Source organism: Streptomyces racemochromogenes, from assembly GCF_039535215.1.
Lineage (GTDB): Bacteria > Actinomycetota > Actinomycetes > Streptomycetales > Streptomycetaceae > Streptomyces > Streptomyces racemochromogenes.
Genome location: NZ_BAAAWT010000001.1, coordinates 1,761,945 through 1,782,459 on the forward strand (window position 1 = coordinate 1,761,945; position 20,515 = coordinate 1,782,459).

Sequence of the window (20,515 nt, forward strand, 5' to 3'; positions counted from 1 at the left end):
GCGGGATGACGGTTGCTCAGGGCCGGGGCGGCCTGTAGGCAGGAGTACGGGGGCGCGACCTCGGGGGCTTTCGGGCGCGGGGCGCGATTAGGCTGAGCGCGGGCGCGGCGTCGAGGTGGGCGCCGACCGGTGTTCGACAGACCAGGAGGACCAGTGAGCGGCGATCGGAACGAGAGGCGCGGCGGGACGTGGGACGTCCCGACGGACGATCAGTCCGACGCGGAGCCCGATGTGACGGGCGAGTTCACCATCGACTACACCCCGCCGGCCTGGTACACCCAGGGCGCGCCCGCGCAGGCCGCGCCGGTACCGGGGCTGCCCGGGCTGCCCGAGGGCAGCGGTTTCGAGCCCCACCGCCCGGCGGACGTGGTCTCGCCGCCGACGATGCGGATCGCCCCGGCGCAGGCCCGCCCGTCCGAAGCCCCTGCCACTCCGCCGGCAGCGGTCCCGGCCCCGGCCACCCCGTCGGCAGCGGTCCCGGCTCCGGCTGCGGTCCCGGCCGCGGTCCCCGCTCCGGCTCCGGCCGCGACCCCGGGTCAGGGGCACGCGTTCCCCGCCCAGGACGAAGCCGCGGGTCAGAGGCACGCGTTCCCCACCCAGGACGAAGTTTCGGGCCAGGGGCCCGGGTTCCCCGGCGCTCCGGCCCTCCCGGCCCAGGGCGAAGCTCCGGCCGCCGCCGCGTTCTCCGCACCGGGAGCCGACGGCCCGGGCGGTCACGCCGCTCACGGCGAGGCCTCGGGCCAGGGGCCCTCGTTCCCCGCCGCTCCGGCCCTGCCGGCCGCGGGTGCGCCCGTGGGGGGCGCCGAGGGCCGGGACGGCGCCGCCGTATCGGGGGCCGAGGGCCCGGGCGGGCAGGACAGCGCCCCGGCGGCCCGGGGCGAAGGCCCCGCCGCCGCGCAGGGGTTCGAGGCCACGGCGTCGAGTGCCGGGAGCCCGGGCCCGGAGGCACCCGGGACTGAGGGTTCCGCAGCGGGGGGTGACGTACCCGGCCGGGAGGCCGAGGCGTTGCCGGCCCTGCCCGGCGGGACCCCTGCGGGGTTCGCCGCCGCGTCCGCGCAGGCGGAGCCGGGGGCGCCGTTCGCGGTCCCCACCGTGGCGCCCCTCGCCGTGCCCTCCTTCGCCGACGCCGTACCTCCGGGGTTCGCGCAGGCCCCCGAGGAGGCGGCGGCTGCCGCACCCGGGCGGACGCCCACTCCGGCCGAGGGAACTCCGGTCGCGGGGCCCACGGATACTCCGTTCGGGGGATCCGGCTCCGAACTGCCGCCTCTCCCGCCCGCGTTCGCCTCCACGGGCGCACCCCAGGGCCCCGGCTTCCCGCCCGCCCCGCCCCAGGGCCCCGAGGCACCGGCACCGCAGGACACGCCCGCCACCGCCAAGGCCCAGCCGCAGGGGTACGGGTTCCCGCCCGGCACCCCCGAGGCACCGGCGCCCCAGGGCACCCCCGGCACCGCCGAGGCACACCCGCAACAGCCGCAGGGCTACGGGTTCCCGCCCAAGGGCCCCGAAGCCCCGGCACCCCAGCACACGCCCGGCACCGCCGAGGCACAGGCGCAGCCCCCGCAGGGCTACGGGTTCCCGCCCAAGGGCCCCGAAGCCCCGGCACCCCAGCACACCCCCGGCACCACCGAGGCACACCCGCAGCCCCCGCAGGGCTACGGCTTCCCGCCCGGCGCCCCGGACGCACCGGCACCCGAGGCACCGCGCCCCCCGCAGGGCTACGGCACGCCGGAGGCACCGGCACCCCAGGGGACGCCCGGGGCACACCCGCAGCCGCCGCACGGGTACGGGTTCCCGCCCGTGCCGCCCCAGCAGGCGCAGCAGCCGGACCCGCAGGGGTACGGGTTCCCGCCCCACCAGCCGCAGCAGCCGGCGCAGCAGGGGTACCCGGCCCCCCAGCCGCCGCAGGCGCACTGGCAGCAGTCGGGGCCCGGCCAGGGCCCCGGCGCTCCGCTCGGCTACACCGCCGCCGTGGAGCTGTCCTCCGACCGGCTGATCCGCGCCAAGCAGAAGCCCAAGCCCACCCGTTCCGGCTTCCGCTTCGGCGGCAAGGCCGCCGAGGCCGACCGGCAGCGCAAGCTGGAGCTGATCCGTACGCCGGTGATGTCCTGCTACCGCATCGCCGTCATCAGCCTGAAGGGCGGCGTCGGCAAGACCACGACGACCACCGCCCTCGGCGCCACCCTCGCCACCGAGCGCCAGGACAAGATCCTGGCCATCGACGCCAACCCCGACGCCGGCACCCTCGGCCGCCGCGTCCGCCGCGAGACCGGTGCGACGATCCGCGACCTGGTGCAGGCGATCCCGTACCTGAACTCGTACATGGACATCCGGCGGTTCACCTCCCAGGCCCCCTCCGGCCTGGAGATCATCGCCAACGACGTGGACCCGGCCGTCTCGACGACCTTCAACGACGAGGACTACCGGCGCGTCATAGACACGCTCGGCCGCCAGTACCCGATCATCCTGACCGACTCCGGCACCGGACTGCTCTACTCCGCCATGCGCGGCGTCCTGGACCTGGCCGATCAGCTGATCATCATCTCCACCCCGTCCGTGGACGGCGCGAGCAGCGCGAGCACCACGCTCGACTGGCTCTCCGCCCACGGGTACGCCGACCTCGTCTCCCGCTCGATCACCGTCATCTCCGGGGTCCGCGAGACCGCCAAGATGATCAAGGTCGAGGACATCGTGCAGCACTTCGAGACCCGCTGCCGCGGGGTCGTCGTCGTGCCGTTCGACGAGCACCTCGCGGCCGGCGCGGAGGTCGACCTCGACCTGATGCGGCCCAAGACCCGCGAGGCGTACTTCAACCTGTCCGCCCTGGTCGCCGAGGACTTCACGCGCGCCCAGCAGCAGGCCGCCCAGGCCCACTGGGGCGCCCCCCAGGCCCACCAGCCGCCGCAGGCACAGCCGCAGCAGCCCGGCCCGTACCAGCAGCCGCCGGCTCAGACCCCGCAGGGGCCCTCGCCGTACGGGCAGCAGCCGTACCCGCAGCCCGGACAGCCCTGGCAGCCGCAGCAGCAGCCGCAGCAGCAGCCGCAGCCCGGCCCGTACCAGGCCCCGCCGCGCGACCCGCGCCTCGGCTGACGGCAGGCCGGCCGGCCGCGAGAACGCGAAAGGGCCCGTACCGTCCCCGGGGACGGTACGGGCCCTTTCGCGCAGGTCAGCGCCGCGCGGTGTCGAAGGCGTCCGTCAGGACCCGCGCCCGCTTCACGTCGTCCGCGATGGCCTCCAGCAGCCCGTCGAGCGACTCGAACCTCGCCATCCCCCGCACGTACGCGAGGAAGTCCACGCACACCTGCTTGCCGTACAGGTCCAGGCCGACGCGGTCGATCGCGTACGCCTCCACGGTCCGTTCGGTGGCGTCGAACTGCACGTTCGTACCCACCGAGATCGCCGCCGGCATCCGCTCGCCGTCGGCCGTCAGCCAGCCCGCGTACACCCCGTCGGCCGGGATCGCGGTGTGCGGCTGCGTCTCGACGTTGGCCGTGGGGTAGCCGAGCTCGCGCCCGCGCTGCGCACCGCGCACCACGATGCCCTCGACCCGGTGCGGGCGGCCCAGGATCTCGGCGGCGCCGTCCATGTCCCCCTCGGCGACCAGCCGACGGGCCAGCGTGGAGGAGAACGGCACGCCGCCGCCCGCCTCTCCGCGCTCGACCAGGTCCACGACGTCGACCTCGTAGTCGTAGGTGGAGCCCAGCTCGCGCAGGAAGTCGACGTTCCCGGCGGCCCGGTGGCCGAAACGGAAGTTCGGGCCCTCGATGACGGCGCGCGCGTGCAGCTTGTCGACCAGCACCTTCACGATGAAGTCGGCCGGGGACAGCTGCGAGAACTCCGCCGTGAACGGCAGGATCAGCAGCGCGTCCACCCCGAGGCCGGCCATCAGCTCGGCACGGCGGTCGTACGGGGCCAGGATCGGCGGGTGGCTGCCCGGCCGCACGACCTCGCTCGGGTGCGGGCTGAAGGTGACGACGACCGCCGGGACGCCCAGCTCGCGGGCCTTCGCCACGGCCCGTCCGATGATCAGCTGGTGTCCCCGGTGCACGCCGTCGTAGGAGCCGATGGTGACGACGCTGCGTCCCCAGTCCTGGGGGATGTCCTCCAAGCCACGCCAGCGCTGCACTGTGACCGCTCCTCGCCCGAACCCGTGTAGTCCCTGTACTGATTGCCGATTGCAGGTCTAAGACTGCCATGCCCTCGGCCGGGGCCCCGCATCGGCTCTGGCCGGAATCGTTCCCCGCCTCAGGTAATGTCCGGGGCGGCCCTACGAAGAGTCTCCACGGTACGCCGGGCGCCCGGCCCCAGCAGGCCCGCCGCCTCCGTCGCGGCGTCCGTGAGCCAGCGGGAGACCAGCGCCCCGAACGCCGGATCGGCCCGGGCCAGCTCCACCGTGCGGTGCTCGAAGACCGCCGGCCCGCCGGGCACCCTCAGCAGCTGCCGTCCGGTGCGCCGCAGCAGCTCGCGGGTACGGACCTCGGGGCGCCGGCAGCTCCCCGCGGCGAGCCCCGCCAGGAAGGCGCCGAGCACCGCCGGATCCGACTCCTCGCGCAGCAGTACGTCCGCCAGCTCGGCCCGCAGCGGGTACGAGGCCTCCGCCCCGGGCGCGGCCAGTACGCCGGCCAGCTCGGCCCGGACCGGCCGCGGGGCGCCCCGCAGCAGGCCCAGGACCAGGGGGCGCAGTACGGGCCCGGCCGCCGGCCCCTGGTCCAGGCGCCGGTCCACGAAGGCGGCGGCGTGCGGGGCGTCCTCGGGGCGGCGGGCGAGGTGGTCGCGTACGAGGTCGCCCGCGCGGCGGGCCAGGCCGGGCGTGGTGAGCGCGGCCAGGGCGCGGATCACCTCCCCGTCGGCCCGGGCCCGCAGCGCGGCGAACACCGCGTCCGGGTCGGGCAGTACGGGGAGCGCCGCGACCAGCGCGGAGGCCGGGAGCCGGGAGCCGCCCGCGGGGTCGCGGAAGCAGTCGAGGGCGTCGGGCAGGTAGCGGGCCCGCGCCTGCGGGTCGCGGAGCAGGACGGCGAGGGCGGGGCCGTGCAGGGCGGTGTCGCCGGGGCGGTCCAGGAGCGCCCGGGCGGCGTGGCGCAGCAGCTCCCGGTCGGCGGGGGTGCGGACGTGCGGGGCGGTGGCGAGGCCGTACGCGGCGGCGGCCACGCGGCGTTCGGGCCGCTCGTCGCGCGCCCAGCGCTCGACCGCCCGGCAGAGGGCGGACGGCTCGTCCTCCGCGAGGACGGCGAGGAGTTCGTCGGCGCGCGGGTGCGCGGAGCGCACCAGGGCTTCGGTGAGGTCGTCCACCGCGAGGCCGCGGTGCGTGTGCAGCAGGGCCTGCGCCGCGGTGGCGACGGTGGCTCCGGGGCGGCCGCGCAGCCGGCGTTCGTCCGTGAACCAGGCGCAGACCAGGGGCAGGACGAGGTGCGGGGCGCGGGCCAGGCGGCGGGCTGCGGCCTCCAGGTAGCGGTGGTCGCAGGGCAGCAGCCGGCGCAGCAGGTCGATCCGGTCGCATTCGGGCAGCCGGAGCCGGTTCCAGAACCAGCCGCCGAACTCGCCGGTGCCGGACCGCGCCACGTGCTCGGCGAGGGCGTGCAGGACGGGCAGATGCCCGGTGGCGTCGTCGGCGCCGAGCAGGGTGCCGCGCAGCAGGCGGGAGGCCCACCAGACGCGGTCGGGGTGGACGGGTCCCGGGGATGCGGCGGCGGTCGCCTGCTCGGCGAAGGTGTTCAGGGCGGCCACCAGGGCGTCGAGCCGCAGGCGCGCCTCGGCGGGCGGGAGCCTGCGCAGGGCCTCCAGTACGGGCCCGATGCGGTGCCGGGGTACGGGCGGGCCTGTGTCGGCGGGGCCGTGGTGCACGAGGCCGTCCAGGGCGCCCGGGACGTCGAGGTGCCCGGCCTGGAGCCAGTCGGACAGTTCCTCGTGGGCGAAGCGGTAGCCGGGTCCGGCGGGGACCAGCAGGCCCTCGGTGAGGACGGCGGAGGCCCAGCCGGTGCGCCAGGGGAACAGTTCCTCGAAGGCGGCGCGGTCCAGCTGGCCCTGCCCGGGTCCGAGGCACCGCCGGGCGGCCTCGTGCACCCGCCCGGCCACCCGGGCCGCCAGCCGCCGCACCCCGGGAGCGTGCACCCCGGCCCCGTGGCCCGCCCCCGGGCCGGCCGCCCCCGCGCCGGCCGCCGCCGCGATCCGGACGGCGACGCGCAGGGCCAGCAGGTCCAGGTGCGCGGCGAAGACCTCGTCACGGCCCGGGCGGCCGGCGGTGACTCCGGCGGCGCGGATCCCGGAGAGCAGGCGCAGGGTCAGCGGGTGCCGGGTGTCGGCCTCGCGCACCGCGTCGTCCGGGATGCCCAGCCGGGCGCGGGCCTCGCGCGCCTCCTGCGGGGTCAGGTCGCCGACGGGCAGCGCGGGCGGCAGCCGCCGGGCGGCGCGGGCCGGGGTGTGCAGCAGCTCCGGCGGGTAGAGGTCCCCGGCCCGCTCCCAGTACTCGGGCCGGGCCGCGACCACGAGCCGGGCCCCGGTGCCGCGCAGCCAGTCGGCGGTGGCCCCGGTCCACGCCTCCAGGTGGTGCGCGAGCCGCGGCGGCATCTCCTCGGGGGCGTCCAGCACCACCAGCAACGGCCGCCCGGCGGCCGCCGCGAGCCGCGCCACGCGTTCCCCGACGCCCTCTCCGGCGAAGCCCGCGCCCGCCGCGACCACCCCGCCCCCGGCCCCGCCCCACCCGAACCCCGCCGGGCCCGACCCCGCGCGGCCGGGCCCGCCCGGGCCCGGGGCGGTGGGTGCCGGCGGGGTGTGGCCGGGAGCCGCCGGGGCGGCGGCGGGCCGGTCGGTGTGGGCGGGCGGGGTGGGGGCGGCGGCGGTGAGGATGCGGGCCGCCGCCGTCAGGGCGCGGGCCACGGCGTCGGCGAGCGAGGTGTCCCGGCCGCGCAGGTCGGCTCCGCGGAGCCAGAGCGTCGGTGCGGGCCGGGGTCCGCGGGCCCGGTCGGCGGCCAGGGCGGCCAGGGCGGTGGTGCGGCCGGTGCCGGGGGCCCCGACCAGGCCGAGCACGAGGTCCGGCCCGGCGGTGAAGGCGGTGAGCCCGGCGGTGATCCCGGGCCGTGGCACGGGGTCGGGGGCGGGCTCGGCGGCGCCGGCCGGGGGGAAGGCCGCGCCGAGGGTGGTGGCGGTCAGCTCCAGGGCGCCGGCCAGGTTGAGGTCCGCGCCGTAGGCCGGCACGGTGGCGGAGTTCCGCTCCAGCAGCGCGGCCAGGGGGCTTCCCGGTGCGGCGGCGGCCGCCGCGCGCAGGGGTACGGCGAAGCTCCCGGGCCGGTGCTCCGCTTCGAGAGCGGTGCCCAGTACCGCGAGCACCGCTCCGGTCGCCGCGTCCAGGACCGGTCCCCCGCGGACCTCGCCGCCGAGCCGCAGGGCGTCCCGGCCGGCGGTTCCGATGGCCAGCCCGACGGCTGCGGGGAGTACGTGGCGGCGGCCGGCCGCGGTGTGGGTGACCTCCGCTCCCGCCGCGAGGACCCGCGCCTGGCGCCAGCCCCGCGCGGGCAGGCGTACGTACGTCCCGGGAGGGATCACCTCGCGCATCGCCACGGGCAGCGGCGGCACGTCCAGTCCGGCGCCGCGCACGAGGGCCAGGCCGAGCTCCGGCAGCGCGGTCACGTCATCGGCCGATACCGGCCGGCCGGGGCCCCCGTCGCCGGACGCGAGCAGGACCATTCCGGCCAGGCCCTCGACGGCGTCGTGGCTGGTGATCACCGTGCCGCGGTCGTCGGCGACGAAGCCGCTCCCGCGCGGGATCCCGTCCCGGTCCCGGATCACCACCAGTCCCGCGGCCGCCCCCGTGGCAGCCCCGGCGACCGGCCGCGCGGCAGACCCCGCGGCCGGCTCCTCGGAAGCCGCGAAGGCGCCGCGGCCCGCGCCCCTCGTACCGTCCGTGACCTCGTCCGTCATCGCCGCACCACTCCCCTGCCGCGGGACCCGTGTTCACGACGGTAGGCAAGTGAAGATCAGCGGCAAAAGCACGCGGCCCGAAAGCGCCCCCTTACGCTCCCCGCATTCACTCCGAGCGCCTGCTCGGAAGGGTGAATACGGTGCTCCGGATGGATAGAGACCTACCCGAGGGGGGTTGTGGAGCGGTGAGCAGCAGTCCGTGTGCGCTCACCGCTCCACATCAACCGGGCGGCGCCGCCCGGCGGGAGTCCTCAGGCGAAGACCGCGAGGGACTTCGCCTTGCCGCCCTTGCTCTCCACGAGGCCGAGCAGCCTGCCCTCGGGCCCGTAGACGGCGACGGTCCGGCCGTCCCGGTACTCGTCCGGCATCTCGATCCGCACGCCGTTGGCGAGCAGCGAGGCCCGGCGGGCGTCCAGGTCCCAGCGCGCGAACGCGGCCGCGGCCGCCTCGCCGATCGGCATGACGGTCAGCTCCTCCTGGAGCTGGTCGAGCGTGCGCGCCTTGTCGATCTTGTAGGGGCCCACCCGGGTGCGCCGCAGCGCGGTGAGGTGGCCGCCGACGCCCAGGCCGGCGCCCAGGTCGCGGGCGAGGGCGCGGATGTACGTACCGCTGGAGCAGACGACGGAGACGACGAGGTCGACGACCTTGGTGCCGTCCTCGGCCTCGGCCTCGCGCATGTCGTACACCTGGAACGACGAGACGGTGACCGGGCGGGCCGGGATCTCGAAGTCCTCGCCGTCGCGGGCGCGCTTGTAGGAGCGCACGCCCTTGATCTTGATGGCGCTGACCTTGGACGGGACCTGCATGATGTCGCCGGTCAGCTTGGCGATGCCCGCGTCCACGGCCTCGCGGGTCACCCCGGAGGCGTCGGCGGACGAGGTGATCTCGCCCTCGGCGTCGTCCGTGAGGGTGTTCTGCCCGAGCCGGATGGTGCCGAGGTACTCCTTCTCGGTCAGCGCGAGGTGGCCGAGGAGCTTGGTGGCCTTCTCCACGCCGAGGACGAGGACGCCCGTCGCCATCGGGTCGAGGGTGCCGGCGTGGCCGACGCGGCGGGTCTTGGCGATCCCGCGCATCTTGGCGACCACGTCGTGCGAAGTGAAGCCGGACGGCTTGTCGACGATGACCAAGCCGTCCGGAGTCTTCCCTGCGTTGGTGCTCATTCCGCGGCTGCGTCCTCGTCGTCCTCGTCGCCCGGCTTCTTGTACGGGTCGGCCTCGCCGGCGTACTTGGCGCCGGAGGACACCTCGCGGACGTGGGCGTCGGAGGCCCGCGCCTTGTCGAGGAGGTCCTCGATGGTCCGGGCGTTCTCCGGGAGGGCGTCCGCGACGAAGGTCAGGGTGGGCGTGAACTTGGTTCCCGCCGCCCGGCCGACCGCGGAGCGCAGTACGCCCTTGGCGCTCTCCAGACCCGCTGCCGCGCTGGCCCGGTCCTCGTCGTCGCCGTAGACCGTGTAGAAGACCGTGGCCTCCCGCAGGTCGCCGGTGACCCGGGTGTCCGTGATGGTCACGTGCGTACCGAGGCGGGGGTCCTTGACTCCGCGCTGCAGCTTCTCGGCCACCACCTCCCGGATGAGGTCCGCCAGCTTCTTCGCCCGCGCATTGTCGGCCACTGGTCCGTCTCCTTCTTTGTTGCAGACAAGCAATCAGTCTTCATCACCGTGGTACCGCCGCCTCACGGACAGCAGTTCCACTTCCGGACGCGCCGCGACCAGCCGCTCACAGCGGTCGAGCACGTCCGACACGAACCCCGCGTCCCCGCTCACCAGGGCGACCCCTATGCGGGCCCTGCGGTGCAGGTCCTGGTCTCCCACCTCGGCCGCGCTCACGGAGAACTTGCGCTGGAGCTCGGCGACGATGGGCCGGACGACGGAGCGTTTCTCCTTCAGCGAGTGGACGTCGCCGAGGAGCAGGTCGAAGGACAGAGTCCCCACGTACATGCAGTTCCGGATGTCCCGCCGGTTCGGGTTCGGTGGCCTGCCGGCCGACGCTCGGCAGGGTCACCAGAACCGTACACGCAACGGCCGGGGCCGATCGACGGATATTCCGCCGACCGGCCCCGGGGTTACGACACGGTGCGAACCGCCTCGCGCTTACGCGCGGGGCTTCTCGCGCATCTCGTACGTCGCGATGACGTCGTCGATCTTGATGTCGTTGAAGGAACCGAGGTTGATACCACCCTCGAAGCCCTCGCGGATCTCGGTGACGTCGTCCTTGAAGCGGCGCAGACCGGAGATGGTGAGGTTCTCGGCGATGACCTTGCCATCGCGCAGGAGCCGCGCCTTGGTGTTGCGCTTGACCTCGCCCGAGCGGACCAGGACACCGGCGATGTTGCCCAGCTTGGACGAGCGGAAGATCTCGCGGATCTCCGCCGTGCCGAGCTCGACCTCTTCGTACTCCGGCTTGAGCAGACCCTTCAGGGCCGCCTCGATCTCCTCGATGGCCTGGTAGATCACCGAGTAGTACCGGACGTCGACGCCCTCGCGGTCCGCCATCTGCGCGGCACGGCCGACAGCGCGGACGTTGTAGCCGATGACGATGGCGTCGGAGCCCATCGCCAGCGAGATGTCGGACTCGGTGACCGCACCCACACCGCGGTGCAGGACGCGGATGTCGACCTCTTCGCCGACGTCGAGCTGGAGCAGCGAGGACTCCAGGGCCTCGACCGCACCGGACGAGTCGCCCTTGATGATGAGGTTGAGTTCCTGGACCAGACCGGCCTTGAGCACGGAGTCGAGGTCCTCGAGGGACACGCGACGGACGCGCTTGGCGAAGTTGGCGTTGCGCTCGCGCGCAGCACGCTTCTCGGCGATCTGACGGGCGGTGCGGTCCTCGTCGACGACGAGGAAGTTGTCGCCGGCGCCGGGGACGTTGGTGAGACCCAGGACCAGGACGGGGGTCGCGGGACCCGCTTCCTCGATGTTGTTGCCCTTGTCGTCGAGCATGGCGCGCACGCGGCCGTAGGCGTCGCCCACGACCATCGTGTCGCCGACGCGGAGGGTACCGCGCTGGACGAGGACGGTGGCGACGGCACCGCGGCCGCGGTCGAGGTGGGACTCGATCGCAATACCCTGAGCGTCCTGCTCGGGGTTGGCGCGCAGGTCGAGCGAGGCGTCGGCGGTGAGGACGACGGCCTCCAGCAGGGAGTCGATGTGCAGACCCTGCTTGGCGGAGATGTCGACGAACATCGTGTCGCCGCCGTACTCCTCGGCGACCAGACCGAACTCGGTGAGCTGACCGCGCACCTTGACCGGGTCGGCACCCTCGACGTCGATCTTGTTGACCGCGACGACGATCGGGACGCCGGCGGCCTTGGCGTGGTTGAGCGCCTCGATCGTCTGCGGCATGACGCCGTCGTTGGCCGCGACCACGAGGATCGCGATGTCGGTCGACTTCGCACCACGGGCACGCATGGCGGTGAACGCCTCGTGACCCGGGGTGTCGATGAAGGTGATGCGACGCTGCTCGTCGTTGACCTCGGTGGACACCTGGTAGGCACCGATGCCCTGGGTGATGCCACCGGCCTCGCCCGCGACGACGTTCGTCTTGCGGATCGCGTCGAGCAGGCGGGTCTTACCGTGGTCGACGTGACCCATGACGGTGACGACCGGCGGACGCGGGAGCAGAAACTCCTCGCCGCCCTCGTCCTCGCCGAACTCGATGTCGAAGCCCTCGAGCAGCTCGCGGTCCTCCTCCTCCGGGCTGACGATCTGAACGGTGTAGTTCATCTCGCCCGCGAGGAGCTGGAGGGTCTCGTCGGAGACGGACTGCGTGGCAGTGACCATCTCGCCGAGGTTCATCATGACCGCGACCAGCGACGCCGGGTTGGCGTTGATCTTCTCCGCGAAGTCGGTGAGGGAGGCACCGCGCGACAGGCGAACGGTCTCGCCGTTGCCGCGGGGCAGCATCACGCCGCCCACGGACGGGGCCTGCATGGCCTCGTACTCCTGGCGCCTCTGACGCTTCGACTTGCGACCGCGACGGGCGGGCCCGCCGGGACGGCCGAAGGCACCCTGCGTGCCACCACGGGCACCGGGACCGCCGGGACGGCCACCGAAGCCGGGACGACCGCCGCCACCGGCGCCGGCCGGGCCGCCGCCGAAGCCGCCGCCACCCGGACGCGGGCCGCCGAAGCCGCCGCCCGCCGGGCGGGAGCCCGGACCGGCCGGACGGCCGGCGAAGCCGCCACCGGGACGACCGGCGCCGCCGCCGGGACGCGGACCACCCGCACCGGGACGGCCGGGGCCGCCGCCGGGACGCGGGCCGGGACCGCCGGCAGCGGGACGCTGCGGCATCATGCCCGGGTTCGGACGGTTGCCGCCCGGGCCGGGACGCGGAGCGCCGCCCTGCGGGCGGGGCATGCCGCCCGGGGTGGGACGGGCGCCGCCGGGACCCTGCGGACGCGGGGCGCCGCCGGGACCGGCCTGCGGACGCGGGGCACCCTGGCCGCCGGCGCCGGGGGCACCGGGACGCGGGGCGCCGGCCGGACGGGGCGCCTGCGGGCGCGCCATGCCGGTCGAGCCGCCGGACGTGAAGGGGTTGTTGCCCGGACGGGGACCGGCCGGACGGGCGCCCTGCGGACGCGGGGTCTGGCCACCGGGACGCGGGGCCTGGCCACCGGGGGTGGCGCCGGCCGGACGCGGGGCGCCGGGACGGGCACCCTGACCCGGGCCGGCCGGGCGCTGCTGCGCCGGACGGGGGCCGGGGGAGGCGGCGGGACGCGCCGGAGCGGCCGGGGCCGCCGGAGGCGCGGAGAACTCGGTCGCCACGGGAGCCGCCGGAGCGGGCTTCGGGGCGGCCGGAGCCTTGGGGCCGGGACGCGGGCCGGGAGCGGCCGGAGTCACCGGGGCGGGAGCCGCCGGAGCCTCGGCAGCGGCCGGCTTGGGGGCCGGTGCGCCGGGCTTGGGGGCAGGACGTGCCGCGGTCGCCGGGGAGGGCGCCGCGGGCTTGGCGGGCGCGGCCTTGCGGGGCGCGCCGGGCTTCGCAGCGGACTTGCCGGCGTTGCCGCCGGGCCCCTGCAGTGCGTCAGTCAACTTGCGTACAACCGGCGCCTCGATCGTCGAGGACGCCGAACGGACGAATTCACCGAGTTCTTGGAGCTTGGCCATGACGACCTTGCTCTCAACCCCGAACTCCTTGGCGAGTTCGTATACCCGGACCTTAGCCACTTCGCTCCTTTTAGGTCCGGGTTACGCCGGACCGTCGCTACTTCATGGGCGTACTCATCGCGTACTCATCGAGTGCTCATCGCAATCTCGACCTACTTCCAACTCGCGAGGTACCTGACCGCACGGGGTGTCCGTGCCGTACTTCTTCTTACGGTGTCGCCTCGGCCGGTGCGGCCAGGGTCTTGCGCAGTCCCTCCGTGTCGAGCGCTCCGGCGGACCTGAGGGCCCGGGGGAACGCCCGGCGGCGGACCGCCTGGTCGAGGCAGACCACGGCGGGGTGCACGTAGGCACCCCGGCCGGGCAGCGTACCGCGAGGATCGGGGACGCATTGGTCCCCGATCGCCACGATCCGCAACAGATCGCTCTTGGCCGCTCGCTCCCGGCACCCCACACAGGTGCGTTCGGGGCATGCGCGGGCTTGCGTCCGGCCAGACACGCCTAAGTCTACCTCCCCGTACCGACCTCACCCCTTCAGGTGAAAAATCGAACGGATGTCGTCGTTGCTTCCGCGGTGCTCCGGCGGTGCCGGAGTACCTGTCTACCGGCCGGGAACCCCCGTCCGGTAGCGGTTTATTCCCGGTCAGGCACCGGCGTCCGCGTCTGCGGGCACCTCGGTGTCGGGCCGGATGTCGATGCGCCAGCCGGTGAGGCGGGCGGCGAGGCGGGCGTTCTGCCCCTCCTTGCCGATGGCCAGCGACAGCTGGTAGTCGGGCACGGTCACCCGTGCGGAGCGGGTGTCCCAGTCCACGACCTCGACCTTGCTCACCCGGGCGGGGGACAGCGCGTTCGCCACCATCTCCGCCGGGTCGTCCGACCAGTCGACGATGTCGATCTTCTCGCCGTGCAGCTCCGCCATCACGTTGCGCACGCGGGCGCCCATCGGGCCGATGCAGGCACCCTTCGGGTTGAGGCCCGAGCGGGTGGACCGGACGGCGATCTTGGTGCGGTGACCGGCCTCACGGGCGATCGCGGAGATCTCGACGCTGCCGTCGGCGATCTCCGGGACCTCCAGCGCGAAGAGCTTCTTCACCAGGTTGGGGTGGGTGCGCGACAGGGTCACGGACGGACCGCGGACACCCTTCGCCACCCGCACGACGTACGTCTTCAGACGGAGGCCGTGCGTGTACTCCTCGCCGGGGACCTGCTCCTGCACCGGCAGGATGGCCTCGAGCTTGCCGATGTCGACGAGGACGTTCTTGGGGTCCTTGCCCTGCTGGACGACGCCGGTGATGACGTCGCCCTCGCGGCCGGCGAACTCACCGAAGGTCAGGTCGTCCTCGGCGTCGCGCAGACGCTGGAGGATCACCTGCTTGGCGGTCGTCGCGGCGATGCGCCCGAAGTCCGACGGCGTGTCGTCGAACTCCTTGGGCTCCTGTCCCTCTTCGAGGTCCCTCGGGTCCTCGGTCGCCCACACGACCACGTGACCGTTGGTGCGGTCGAGCACGACACGGGCGCGCCGGAAGCTGCCCTCGGTGCGGTGGTACGCGATGAGGAGGGCCGACTCGATCGCCTCGACGAGCAGGTCGAAGGAGATCTCCTTCTCCCGGACCAGACCCCGCAGGGCACTCATGTCGATGTCCACGGCTACGCCTCCTCTTCCTTCTTGTCCTTGCGGCTGAACTCGATCTCGACGCGCGCCTTGGCGACGTCCGTGAATGCGATACGACGGGTGGTCGCCTTGCGGCCCTTCACACCCGGCACTTCGAGGTCCATGCCCTCGTCGTCGACGCCGAGGATGCGGGCGATCAGTTCACCGGCACCCTTTTCACCTTCGGCGGAGAGCTGAAACTTGACGAGGCGGCCGGTCGCCCGAACGTAGTGACGGTGCTCGCTGAGCGGACGGTCCGCGCCCGGGGAGCTGACTTCGAGGTTGTACTCGTCCTCGCCCATCACGTCGGACTCGTCGAGCCGGTCGGAGATCTCACGGCTCAGCTCGGCGCATTCGTCCAGGTCGACACCCTCATCGGAATCCACGATGATGCGCAGCATCCGGCGCTTGCCCGCCTTGGAAAGCTCGATGTCCTCGAGGTCCAGGCCCTTGGCGGCGACGAGCGGCTCCAGCAGTCCGCGCAGCCTGTCGCTCTGGGTGGTGCTCATCCGGGTGACTCCTCGGCCGCGTGTGCTGTTGTGGTTTTCCGTCGTGTCAGGTCAAAGGGTATCCGGTCGCGGAGGGTGTTGCCGTCCGCGCTGTGGACGGGACCCCCGGGTACCGTGATCACACCCTGTCCCGCAACCACCCCCGAGGAGGCCGCCGTGCCCTTGACCACGCCTTCGAGGCGCTCGCCCTCCCGAAGGAGCCTGCTCGCCGGAGCCGCCGGCGCGACCGGTGCCGTGCTGCTGACCGGCTGCTCCGGCGGCGGTGCCGCCCCGGGTGCGGACAGCGGGGCCGCGCTCGACCGGCGGATGCGGGAGAGCGCCGTCCGGGACAGCCGGCAGTTGCTGGAACGTTACGACGCCACCCTGAAGGCCCATCCCGGGCTCGCCGAGCGCCTCGGCCCGCTGCGCGAGGCCGTCGCGGCGCACACGACGGCCCTGGCCCCACCCGACCCCGCGCACGGCAGGCCCTCGCCCCGCCCGGGGGCGCCCTCCGCGTCCGCGTCCGGCGCCGCCGCGCCCGCCGCCGGTGCTCCGGCGGCGCGCAGGGAGCCGGTCCCGGCGCAGGCCGCCGAGGCCCTGAGCGCGCTCGCGGACGCGGAGCGGGACCTGTCGGAGGCCCGGACCATCACCCTGGCCGGCGCCCCCGGCGAGCTGGCCCGGATGCTCGCCTCGGTGGCGGCCTGCGGGGCCGTCCACGCCTTCCTGCTCACCTCGACCCCGGGAGCCGCCTCGTGAAGCCCTCGCCCTCCCCCGCCCGCGGTCCGCTCCCGGCCGCCCAGGCCGCGCTGGCCGCCGAGCACGCCGCCACGTACGCGTACGGGGTGATCGGCGCGCGCGTCGCGCAGGCCCGCGCGAACGAGGCCCGGGAGGCGTACGGCGCCCACCTGGCCCGCCGCGACCGGCTGACCCGGACCGTCCGGGAGCTGGGCGGCGCACCGCAGCCCGCCGAGGCCGCGTACGCCCTGCCCTTCGACGTGCGCACCCCGGCCGACTCCGAGCGGCTGGCCGCGGTGATCGAGGACCGGGTGGCGGGCGCGTACTCCGACCTGGTGCGGGCGGCGGACGGCCAGTTGCGCCGGGAGGCGGCTGACGCGCTGAGCGCGGCGGCCGTGCGGGCGGCGCGCTGGCGCGGTGTCGGCGTAGCCTTCCCTGGGCTCACGGAACGCGCACAGGCGGCCCGTACCAGCTGAAAGGGACCAGGCACGCATGGCTTTCGAACCGCCGCAGCGGCTCGTACGGGCGCTCGGCGAGCTCCCGCCGACCGAGCGGGACACGGAGTGGCTGGGACGTCTGCCCGAGCTGGCCGAGGAGGCGCTGAAGCGGCGGGACGTCTCGGCCCAGCGGACGCAGGCCCCGGGCGGCCGCAGCAGCCTGGTGCTGCTGGTCCGCTACGCCGACGGCACCCCGGCCGCCCTGAAGCTGGCCCCGCCGGGGGCCGCTCCCGACCTGGAGCTGGCCGCGCTCGCCCACTGGGGCGGCTTCGGTGCCGTACGGGTCCTCGACTCGCGGCACCACGAGGAGGACGGGGCGCTGCTGCTGGAGCGGCTGCACCCCGACGTGTCGCTGCGTTCGCTTCCGGACGCCAAGGCCCTGCTGGAGGCCTGCGGCACGCTGCGCCGGCTGTGGGTGGGCCCGCCGCTGGACCACCCCTTCGAGACGGTGGCCGACCGTACGGCGGCCCAGTCCGAGCTCCTGCGCTCGGCCCCGCCGCAGGCGCGCTCCCTCGCGGAGACGGCCCTCGCCCTCCGCGACGACCTGACCTCCACGTCATCCGAAGCGCTCCTCCTGCACGGGAACTTCCGGCAGGGCAAGGTGCTGGCGGCCGAACGCGCCCCGTGGCTGACGGTGGGCCCGGACCCGCTGGTCGGTGAGCGGGCCTACGACCTGGCCCGGCTGGTCCGGGACCGGCTGGAGGACCAGATGGCCGCCTCGGCGGGGGCGGCCGGGGCCCGGCGGCGGGTGAACAAGCTCGCCGACTCGCTGGAGGTGGACCGGGAGCGGCTGCGGGCCTGGACGGTGTTCCGGGCGGTGGAGTCCGGCGTCCGCGCGCTGGCCGCCGGCCGGCGGCGCGACGCGGAGCTGCTCCTGGAGTTCGCGGCCTGGCTGTAAGGGCATAACCCTGTAAAGGGCACATGTCCGGCAGGGGGCCGTCATGGTCGAGGAACTGCTGACAGCGGGAATCGCCGCCGCCACGGGCGTCGCGGTCTACCTGGGTGCGGCCGCCCGGGTGGTGAAGCAGTACGAGCGGGGCATCGTCTTCCGCTTCGGCCGCCTCCGTCAGGGCGTCCGCCCGCCCGGGTTCACGATGATCCTTCCGGTGGCCGACCGCCTCCGCAAGGTCAACCTCCAGATCGTCACCCTCCCCGTCCCCGCGCAGGAGGGCATCACCCGCGACAACGTCACGGTCCGCGTGGACGCGGTCGTCTACTTCAAGGTGATCGACCCTGCGAGCGCGATCATCGCGGTGGAGGACTACCGTTTCGCGGTCTCCCAGATGGCGCAGACCTCGCTGCGCTCGATCATCGGCAAGAGCGACCTGGACGACCTGCTCTCCAACCGGGAGAAGCTCAACCAGGGCCTGGAGCTCATGATCGACAGCCCGGCGATGGGCTGGGGCGTCCAGATCGACCGCGTGGAGATCAAGGACGTCTCCCTCCCGGAGACGATGAAGCGCTCGATGGCCCGCCAGGCGGAGGCCGACCGCGAGCGCCGCGCCCGCCTCATCAACGCGGACGCCGAACTCCAGGCCTCGCACAAGCTGGCCGAGGCCGCCGCCGTCATGTCGGACCAGCCGGCGGCCCTCCAGCTCCGCCTCCTCCAGACGGTGATCGCGGTGGCGGCGGAGAAGAACTCCACCCTGGTCCTCCCCTTCCCGGTGGAGCTGCTCCGCTTCCTGGAACGCGCCGCCCCCGCCCCTCCCGCGCCCGCCCCTCCCGCTCCCGCTCCCGCGACACCCGCGCCCGAGCCGCCGCCCGCTGAGCCCTACGGTCCTTAGCCCAGCCGGGCCAGCGCCTGCGTCAGCGGGAGTTCCTCGCGGGTCCCCGCGGCGCGGTCCTGGAGTTCGACGACGCCCTCGGCGGAGCGGCGGCCCGCCACCAGGATCCACGGCACGCCGATCAGCTCCGCGTCCGTCAGCTTGACGCCCGGCGACAGCCCCGGGCGGTCGTCCAGCAGGACCCGCCGGCCCGCCGCGGCCAGGGCGGCCGCCGCTTCCTCCGCCAGCGCGAGCGGCACCGCCTTGCCCGCCGCCACCACGTGCACGTCGGCCGGTGCCACCGCCGCGGGCCAGCGCAGGCCCCGCTCGTCGGCCGTCTGCTCGGCCAGCGCGGCGACCGCGCGGGAGACGCCGATGCCGTAGGAGCCCATGGTGACCCGGACCGGCTTGCCCTCCTTGCCGAGGACGTCCAGCCCGAAGGCGTCGGCGTACTTGCGGCCCAGCTGGAAGATGTGCCCGATCTCGATGGCCCGGTCCAGCCTCAGCCCCGCACCACACGCCGGGCAGGGGTCGCCCGGCTCGACGACGACCACGTCCAGGTACCGGTCCACCTCGAAGTCGCGGCCGCAGACCACGTTCCGGGCGTGCGTGTCGGCCTTGTTGGCACCGGTCACCCACGCCGTCCCCGGCGCGACCCGCGGGTCGGCGAGGTAGCGGACCTTCTCCAGCCCCTGCGGGCCCACGTAGCCGCGTACCAGGTCGGGCCGGTCCGCGAAGTCCTCGGCCGTGACCAGCTCCACCACCGCCGGGGCCAGGTGCTCCCCGAGCTTGCCGAGGTCCACCTCGCGGTCTCCGGGCACGCCGACGGCCGTGATCTCGCCGTCCACCTTGACCAGCAGGTTCTTCAGCGTCGCGGAGGCCGGCACGCCGAGGTGCGCGGCCAGGGTCTCGATGGTCGGGGTGTCGGGGGTGGGGATCTCCTCCAGCGGGCCGTGCTCGCCGGTCACCGCCTCCAACGCGAACGTGACCGCCTCCGTGTTCGCCGCGTAGTCGCAGCTCGGGCAGTCCGCGAAGGTGTCCTCGCCCGCGCCGGCCGGCGCGAGGAACTCCTCCGACGCCGAGCCGCCCATCGCGCCGGACACCGCCGACACGATGCGGTGGTCCAGGCCGAGGCGCTCGAAGATGCGCACGTACGCCTCGCGGTGCAGCCGGTAGGACTCGGCGAGCCCCTCGTCCGACACGTCGAAGGAGTACGAGTCCTTCATCTGGAACTCGCGCCCCCGCAGGACGCCGGACCGGGGCCGCGCCTCGTCCCGGTACTTGGTCTGGATCTGGTACAGCATGACCGGCAGGTCCTTGTAGGACGTGCACTGGTCCTTCACCACGAGGGTGAAGATCTCCTCGTGGGTGGGGCCGAGGAGGTAGTCGGCGCCCTTGCGGTCCTTCAGCCGGAACAGCAGGTCCCCGTACTCCGACCAGCGGCCGCTGACCTCGTACGGCTCCTTGGGCAGCAGCGCCGGCAGCAGCACCTCCTGCGCGCCGATGGCGTCCATCTCCTCGCGGACGATGCGCGAGACGTTGTCCAGGACCTTCTTGCCGAGCGGCAGCCAGGTCCACACCCCCGCGGAGCTGCGCCGGACGTAGCCGGCCCGGACCAGGAGGCGGTGGCTGAGGGTCTCGGCGTCGGCGGGGTCCTCACGGAGGGTCTTGGCCATCAGGCGGGACATGCGCTGTACGTGGGGAGCGGACACGTGATGAGTGGACATGCCGGGAGGCTACCGACAACCCCACCGCCCCCGGAAACCCGTTTTCAGTCGGCGCGCGGGGCCCTGAGCAGCGGAAGCGGGGCGCCCATGACGGCGTACGGCAGGCTCGCGCTGGGGAAGTGGACCTTCCGGGCCAGGTCCCGGTAGCCGAGGGCGGCGTAGAGCCCGCGGGCCGGGCTGTCGGTGTCGATGGCGGAGAGGATCGAGCGGGGCTCGGCGGCGCCGTCGGTGATCCGGGTGATGAGGGCGCGGCCGACGCCGCGGCCCTGGAAGCCGGGGTGGACGTGCAGCTCGGTGATGACGAAGGAGTGGTCGAGCCAGTGCTCGGTGCCGCCGGCCCGCAGGTAGGGCTCGACGATGGTGGACCACCAGTGGCCGCGGTCGTTGGGCATGCCGTAGACGAAGCCGGCCAGCGCCCCGTCGTCGGTGAACGCGCCGAGCGCGCGGGCGCCGGGGCACGTCATGTGGCGCTGGACGATGTAGCGCCGGATGCCGACCTCCTCCTCGCTGAGCCCGAAGGCGACGGCCTGGACGCGCAGGGCTTCGTCCACCCGGCCGGCCAGGTCGAGGCGCCCGATGCGGAGTCCGGCGGGCCGTACGGCGTCGTCGCCCGGGGAGGTAGGCAGCATGCGGCGACCTTAC

The 20,515-nt window shown here is 74.6% G+C and carries 16 protein-coding genes; 5 read left to right on the plus strand and 11 right to left on the minus strand.

Going from position 1 to position 20,515, the window contains the following annotated elements; all coding sequences use genetic code 11:
- Nucleotides 1-153 precede the first annotated feature (153 nt).
- Entirely contained in the window at nt 154-3,087 is a 2,934-nt protein-coding gene (locus ABD973_RS07935; RefSeq protein ID WP_345499473.1) for an SCO5717 family growth-regulating ATPase, read from the plus strand.
- Between the two features lie 76 nt (nt 3,088-3,163).
- Here the strand turns inward: ABD973_RS07935 and ABD973_RS07940 are convergent, their stop codons facing one another.
- From ABD973_RS07940 to rimP, 9 genes are all read right to left on the minus strand, one after another.
- A complete protein-coding gene (locus ABD973_RS07940; protein WP_125604420.1) occupies nt 3,164-4,123 on the minus strand; it encodes a bifunctional riboflavin kinase/FAD synthetase in 960 nt (319 codons plus the stop codon).
- Nucleotides 4,124-4,242: 119 nt separating this feature from the next.
- A complete protein-coding gene (locus ABD973_RS07945; protein WP_345499475.1) occupies nt 4,243-7,911 on the minus strand; it encodes a serine protease in 3,669 nt (1,222 codons plus the stop codon).
- 251 nt (nt 7,912-8,162) lie between these two features.
- Nucleotides 8,163-9,071: a tRNA pseudouridine(55) synthase TruB gene (truB, locus tag ABD973_RS07950; RefSeq protein WP_125822738.1), complete on the minus strand. Its 909-nt coding sequence runs from the start codon at nt 9,069-9,071 to the stop codon at nt 8,163-8,165.
- Nucleotides 9,068-9,520, minus strand: coding sequence for a 30S ribosome-binding factor RbfA (gene rbfA, locus ABD973_RS07955; protein ID WP_125604374.1), 453 nt, complete (start codon nt 9,518-9,520; stop codon nt 9,068-9,070). Before rbfA ends, truB begins: the two co-directional genes overlap by 4 nt.
- Before the next feature lie 33 nt (nt 9,521-9,553).
- Nucleotides 9,554-9,847 carry a DUF503 domain-containing protein gene (locus ABD973_RS07960; RefSeq protein ID WP_007266901.1) on the minus strand — a complete coding sequence of 98 codons (294 nt, stop codon included), beginning with the start codon at nt 9,845-9,847 and terminating at the stop codon, nt 9,554-9,556.
- Nucleotides 9,848-10,000: 153 nt separating this feature from the next.
- Nucleotides 10,001-13,075, minus strand: coding sequence for a translation initiation factor IF-2 (gene infB, locus ABD973_RS07965; RefSeq protein WP_125822737.1), 3,075 nt, complete (start codon nt 13,073-13,075; stop codon nt 10,001-10,003).
- Nucleotides 13,076-13,223: 148 nt separating this feature from the next.
- The gene (locus tag ABD973_RS07970; protein ID WP_125598311.1) at nt 13,224-13,511 is read right to left on the minus strand and encodes a YlxR family protein; all 288 of its coding nucleotides are present in this window, start codon (nt 13,509-13,511) and stop codon (nt 13,224-13,226) included.
- A 144-nt stretch (nt 13,512-13,655) separates the two neighbouring features.
- Nucleotides 13,656-14,657: a transcription termination factor NusA gene (gene nusA / locus ABD973_RS07975; RefSeq protein ID WP_007266897.1), complete on the minus strand. Its 1,002-nt coding sequence runs from the start codon at nt 14,655-14,657 to the stop codon at nt 13,656-13,658.
- A gap of 2 nt (nt 14,658-14,659) precedes the next feature.
- The gene (gene rimP, locus ABD973_RS07980; RefSeq protein WP_125598308.1) at nt 14,660-15,172 is read right to left on the minus strand and encodes a ribosome maturation factor RimP; all 513 of its coding nucleotides are present in this window, start codon (nt 15,170-15,172) and stop codon (nt 14,660-14,662) included.
- A gap of 156 nt (nt 15,173-15,328) precedes the next feature.
- On the opposite strand from rimP, the gene ABD973_RS07985 reads away from it, so the two are divergent.
- Genes ABD973_RS07985 through ABD973_RS08000 form a run of 4 tightly spaced genes read left to right on the plus strand, consistent with a single transcriptional unit; the run spans nt 15,329 to nt 18,167 of the window.
- Nucleotides 15,329-15,907 carry a hypothetical protein gene (locus ABD973_RS07985; RefSeq protein ID WP_345499484.1) on the plus strand — a complete coding sequence of 193 codons (579 nt, stop codon included), beginning with the start codon at nt 15,329-15,331 and terminating at the stop codon, nt 15,905-15,907.
- Complete coding sequence (locus ABD973_RS07990) at nt 15,904-16,362, plus strand: ferritin-like domain-containing protein (RefSeq protein ID WP_125822734.1); 459 nt, start codon at nt 15,904-15,906, stop codon at nt 16,360-16,362. The genes ABD973_RS07985 and ABD973_RS07990 overlap by 4 nt, the downstream gene beginning before the upstream one ends.
- Nucleotides 16,363-16,378: 16 nt before the next feature.
- A complete protein-coding gene (locus ABD973_RS07995) occupies nt 16,379-17,281 on the plus strand; it encodes an aminoglycoside phosphotransferase family protein (RefSeq protein WP_345499486.1) in 903 nt (300 codons plus the stop codon).
- A 43-nt stretch (nt 17,282-17,324) separates the two neighbouring features.
- Complete coding sequence (locus ABD973_RS08000) at nt 17,325-18,167, plus strand: slipin family protein (protein ID WP_345499488.1); 843 nt, start codon at nt 17,325-17,327, stop codon at nt 18,165-18,167.
- On the opposite strand, the gene ABD973_RS08005 is transcribed toward ABD973_RS08000, so the two are convergent.
- Together ABD973_RS08005 and ABD973_RS08010 are read right to left on the minus strand one after the other, a co-directional pair.
- Nucleotides 18,164-19,873 carry a proline--tRNA ligase gene (locus tag ABD973_RS08005; protein WP_125822731.1) on the minus strand — a complete coding sequence of 570 codons (1,710 nt, stop codon included), beginning with the start codon at nt 19,871-19,873 and terminating at the stop codon, nt 18,164-18,166. The two genes, ABD973_RS08000 and ABD973_RS08005, sit on opposite strands and share 4 nt — an antisense overlap.
- Before the next feature lie 44 nt (nt 19,874-19,917).
- Nucleotides 19,918-20,502 carry a GNAT family N-acetyltransferase gene (locus ABD973_RS08010; protein ID WP_125598285.1) on the minus strand — a complete coding sequence of 195 codons (585 nt, stop codon included), beginning with the start codon at nt 20,500-20,502 and terminating at the stop codon, nt 19,918-19,920.
- Nucleotides 20,503-20,515: the final 13 nt, after the last annotated feature.

Coding starts and splice junctions, on each gene's coding strand:
- ABD973_RS07960 (WP_007266901.1), bottom strand. CDS start 9,847: ATGTACGTGGGGACTCTGTCCTTCGACCTGCTCCTCGGCGACGTCCAC.
- ABD973_RS08010 (WP_125598285.1), bottom strand. CDS start 20,502: ATGCTGCCTACCTCCCCGGGCGACGACGCCGTACGGCCCGCCGGACTC.
- ABD973_RS07995 (WP_345499486.1), top strand. CDS start 16,379: ATGGCTTTCGAACCGCCGCAGCGGCTCGTACGGGCGCTCGGCGAGCTC.
- truB (WP_125822738.1), bottom strand. CDS start 9,071: ATGAGCACCAACGCAGGGAAGACTCCGGACGGCTTGGTCATCGTCGAC.
- ABD973_RS08005 (WP_125822731.1), bottom strand. CDS start 19,873: ATGTCCACTCATCACGTGTCCGCTCCCCACGTACAGCGCATGTCCCGC.
- rimP (WP_125598308.1), bottom strand. CDS start 15,172: ATGAGCACCACCCAGAGCGACAGGCTGCGCGGACTGCTGGAGCCGCTC.
- ABD973_RS07945 (WP_345499475.1), bottom strand. CDS start 7,911: ATGACGGACGAGGTCACGGACGGTACGAGGGGCGCGGGCCGCGGCGCC.
- ABD973_RS08000 (WP_345499488.1), top strand. CDS start 17,325: ATGGTCGAGGAACTGCTGACAGCGGGAATCGCCGCCGCCACGGGCGTC.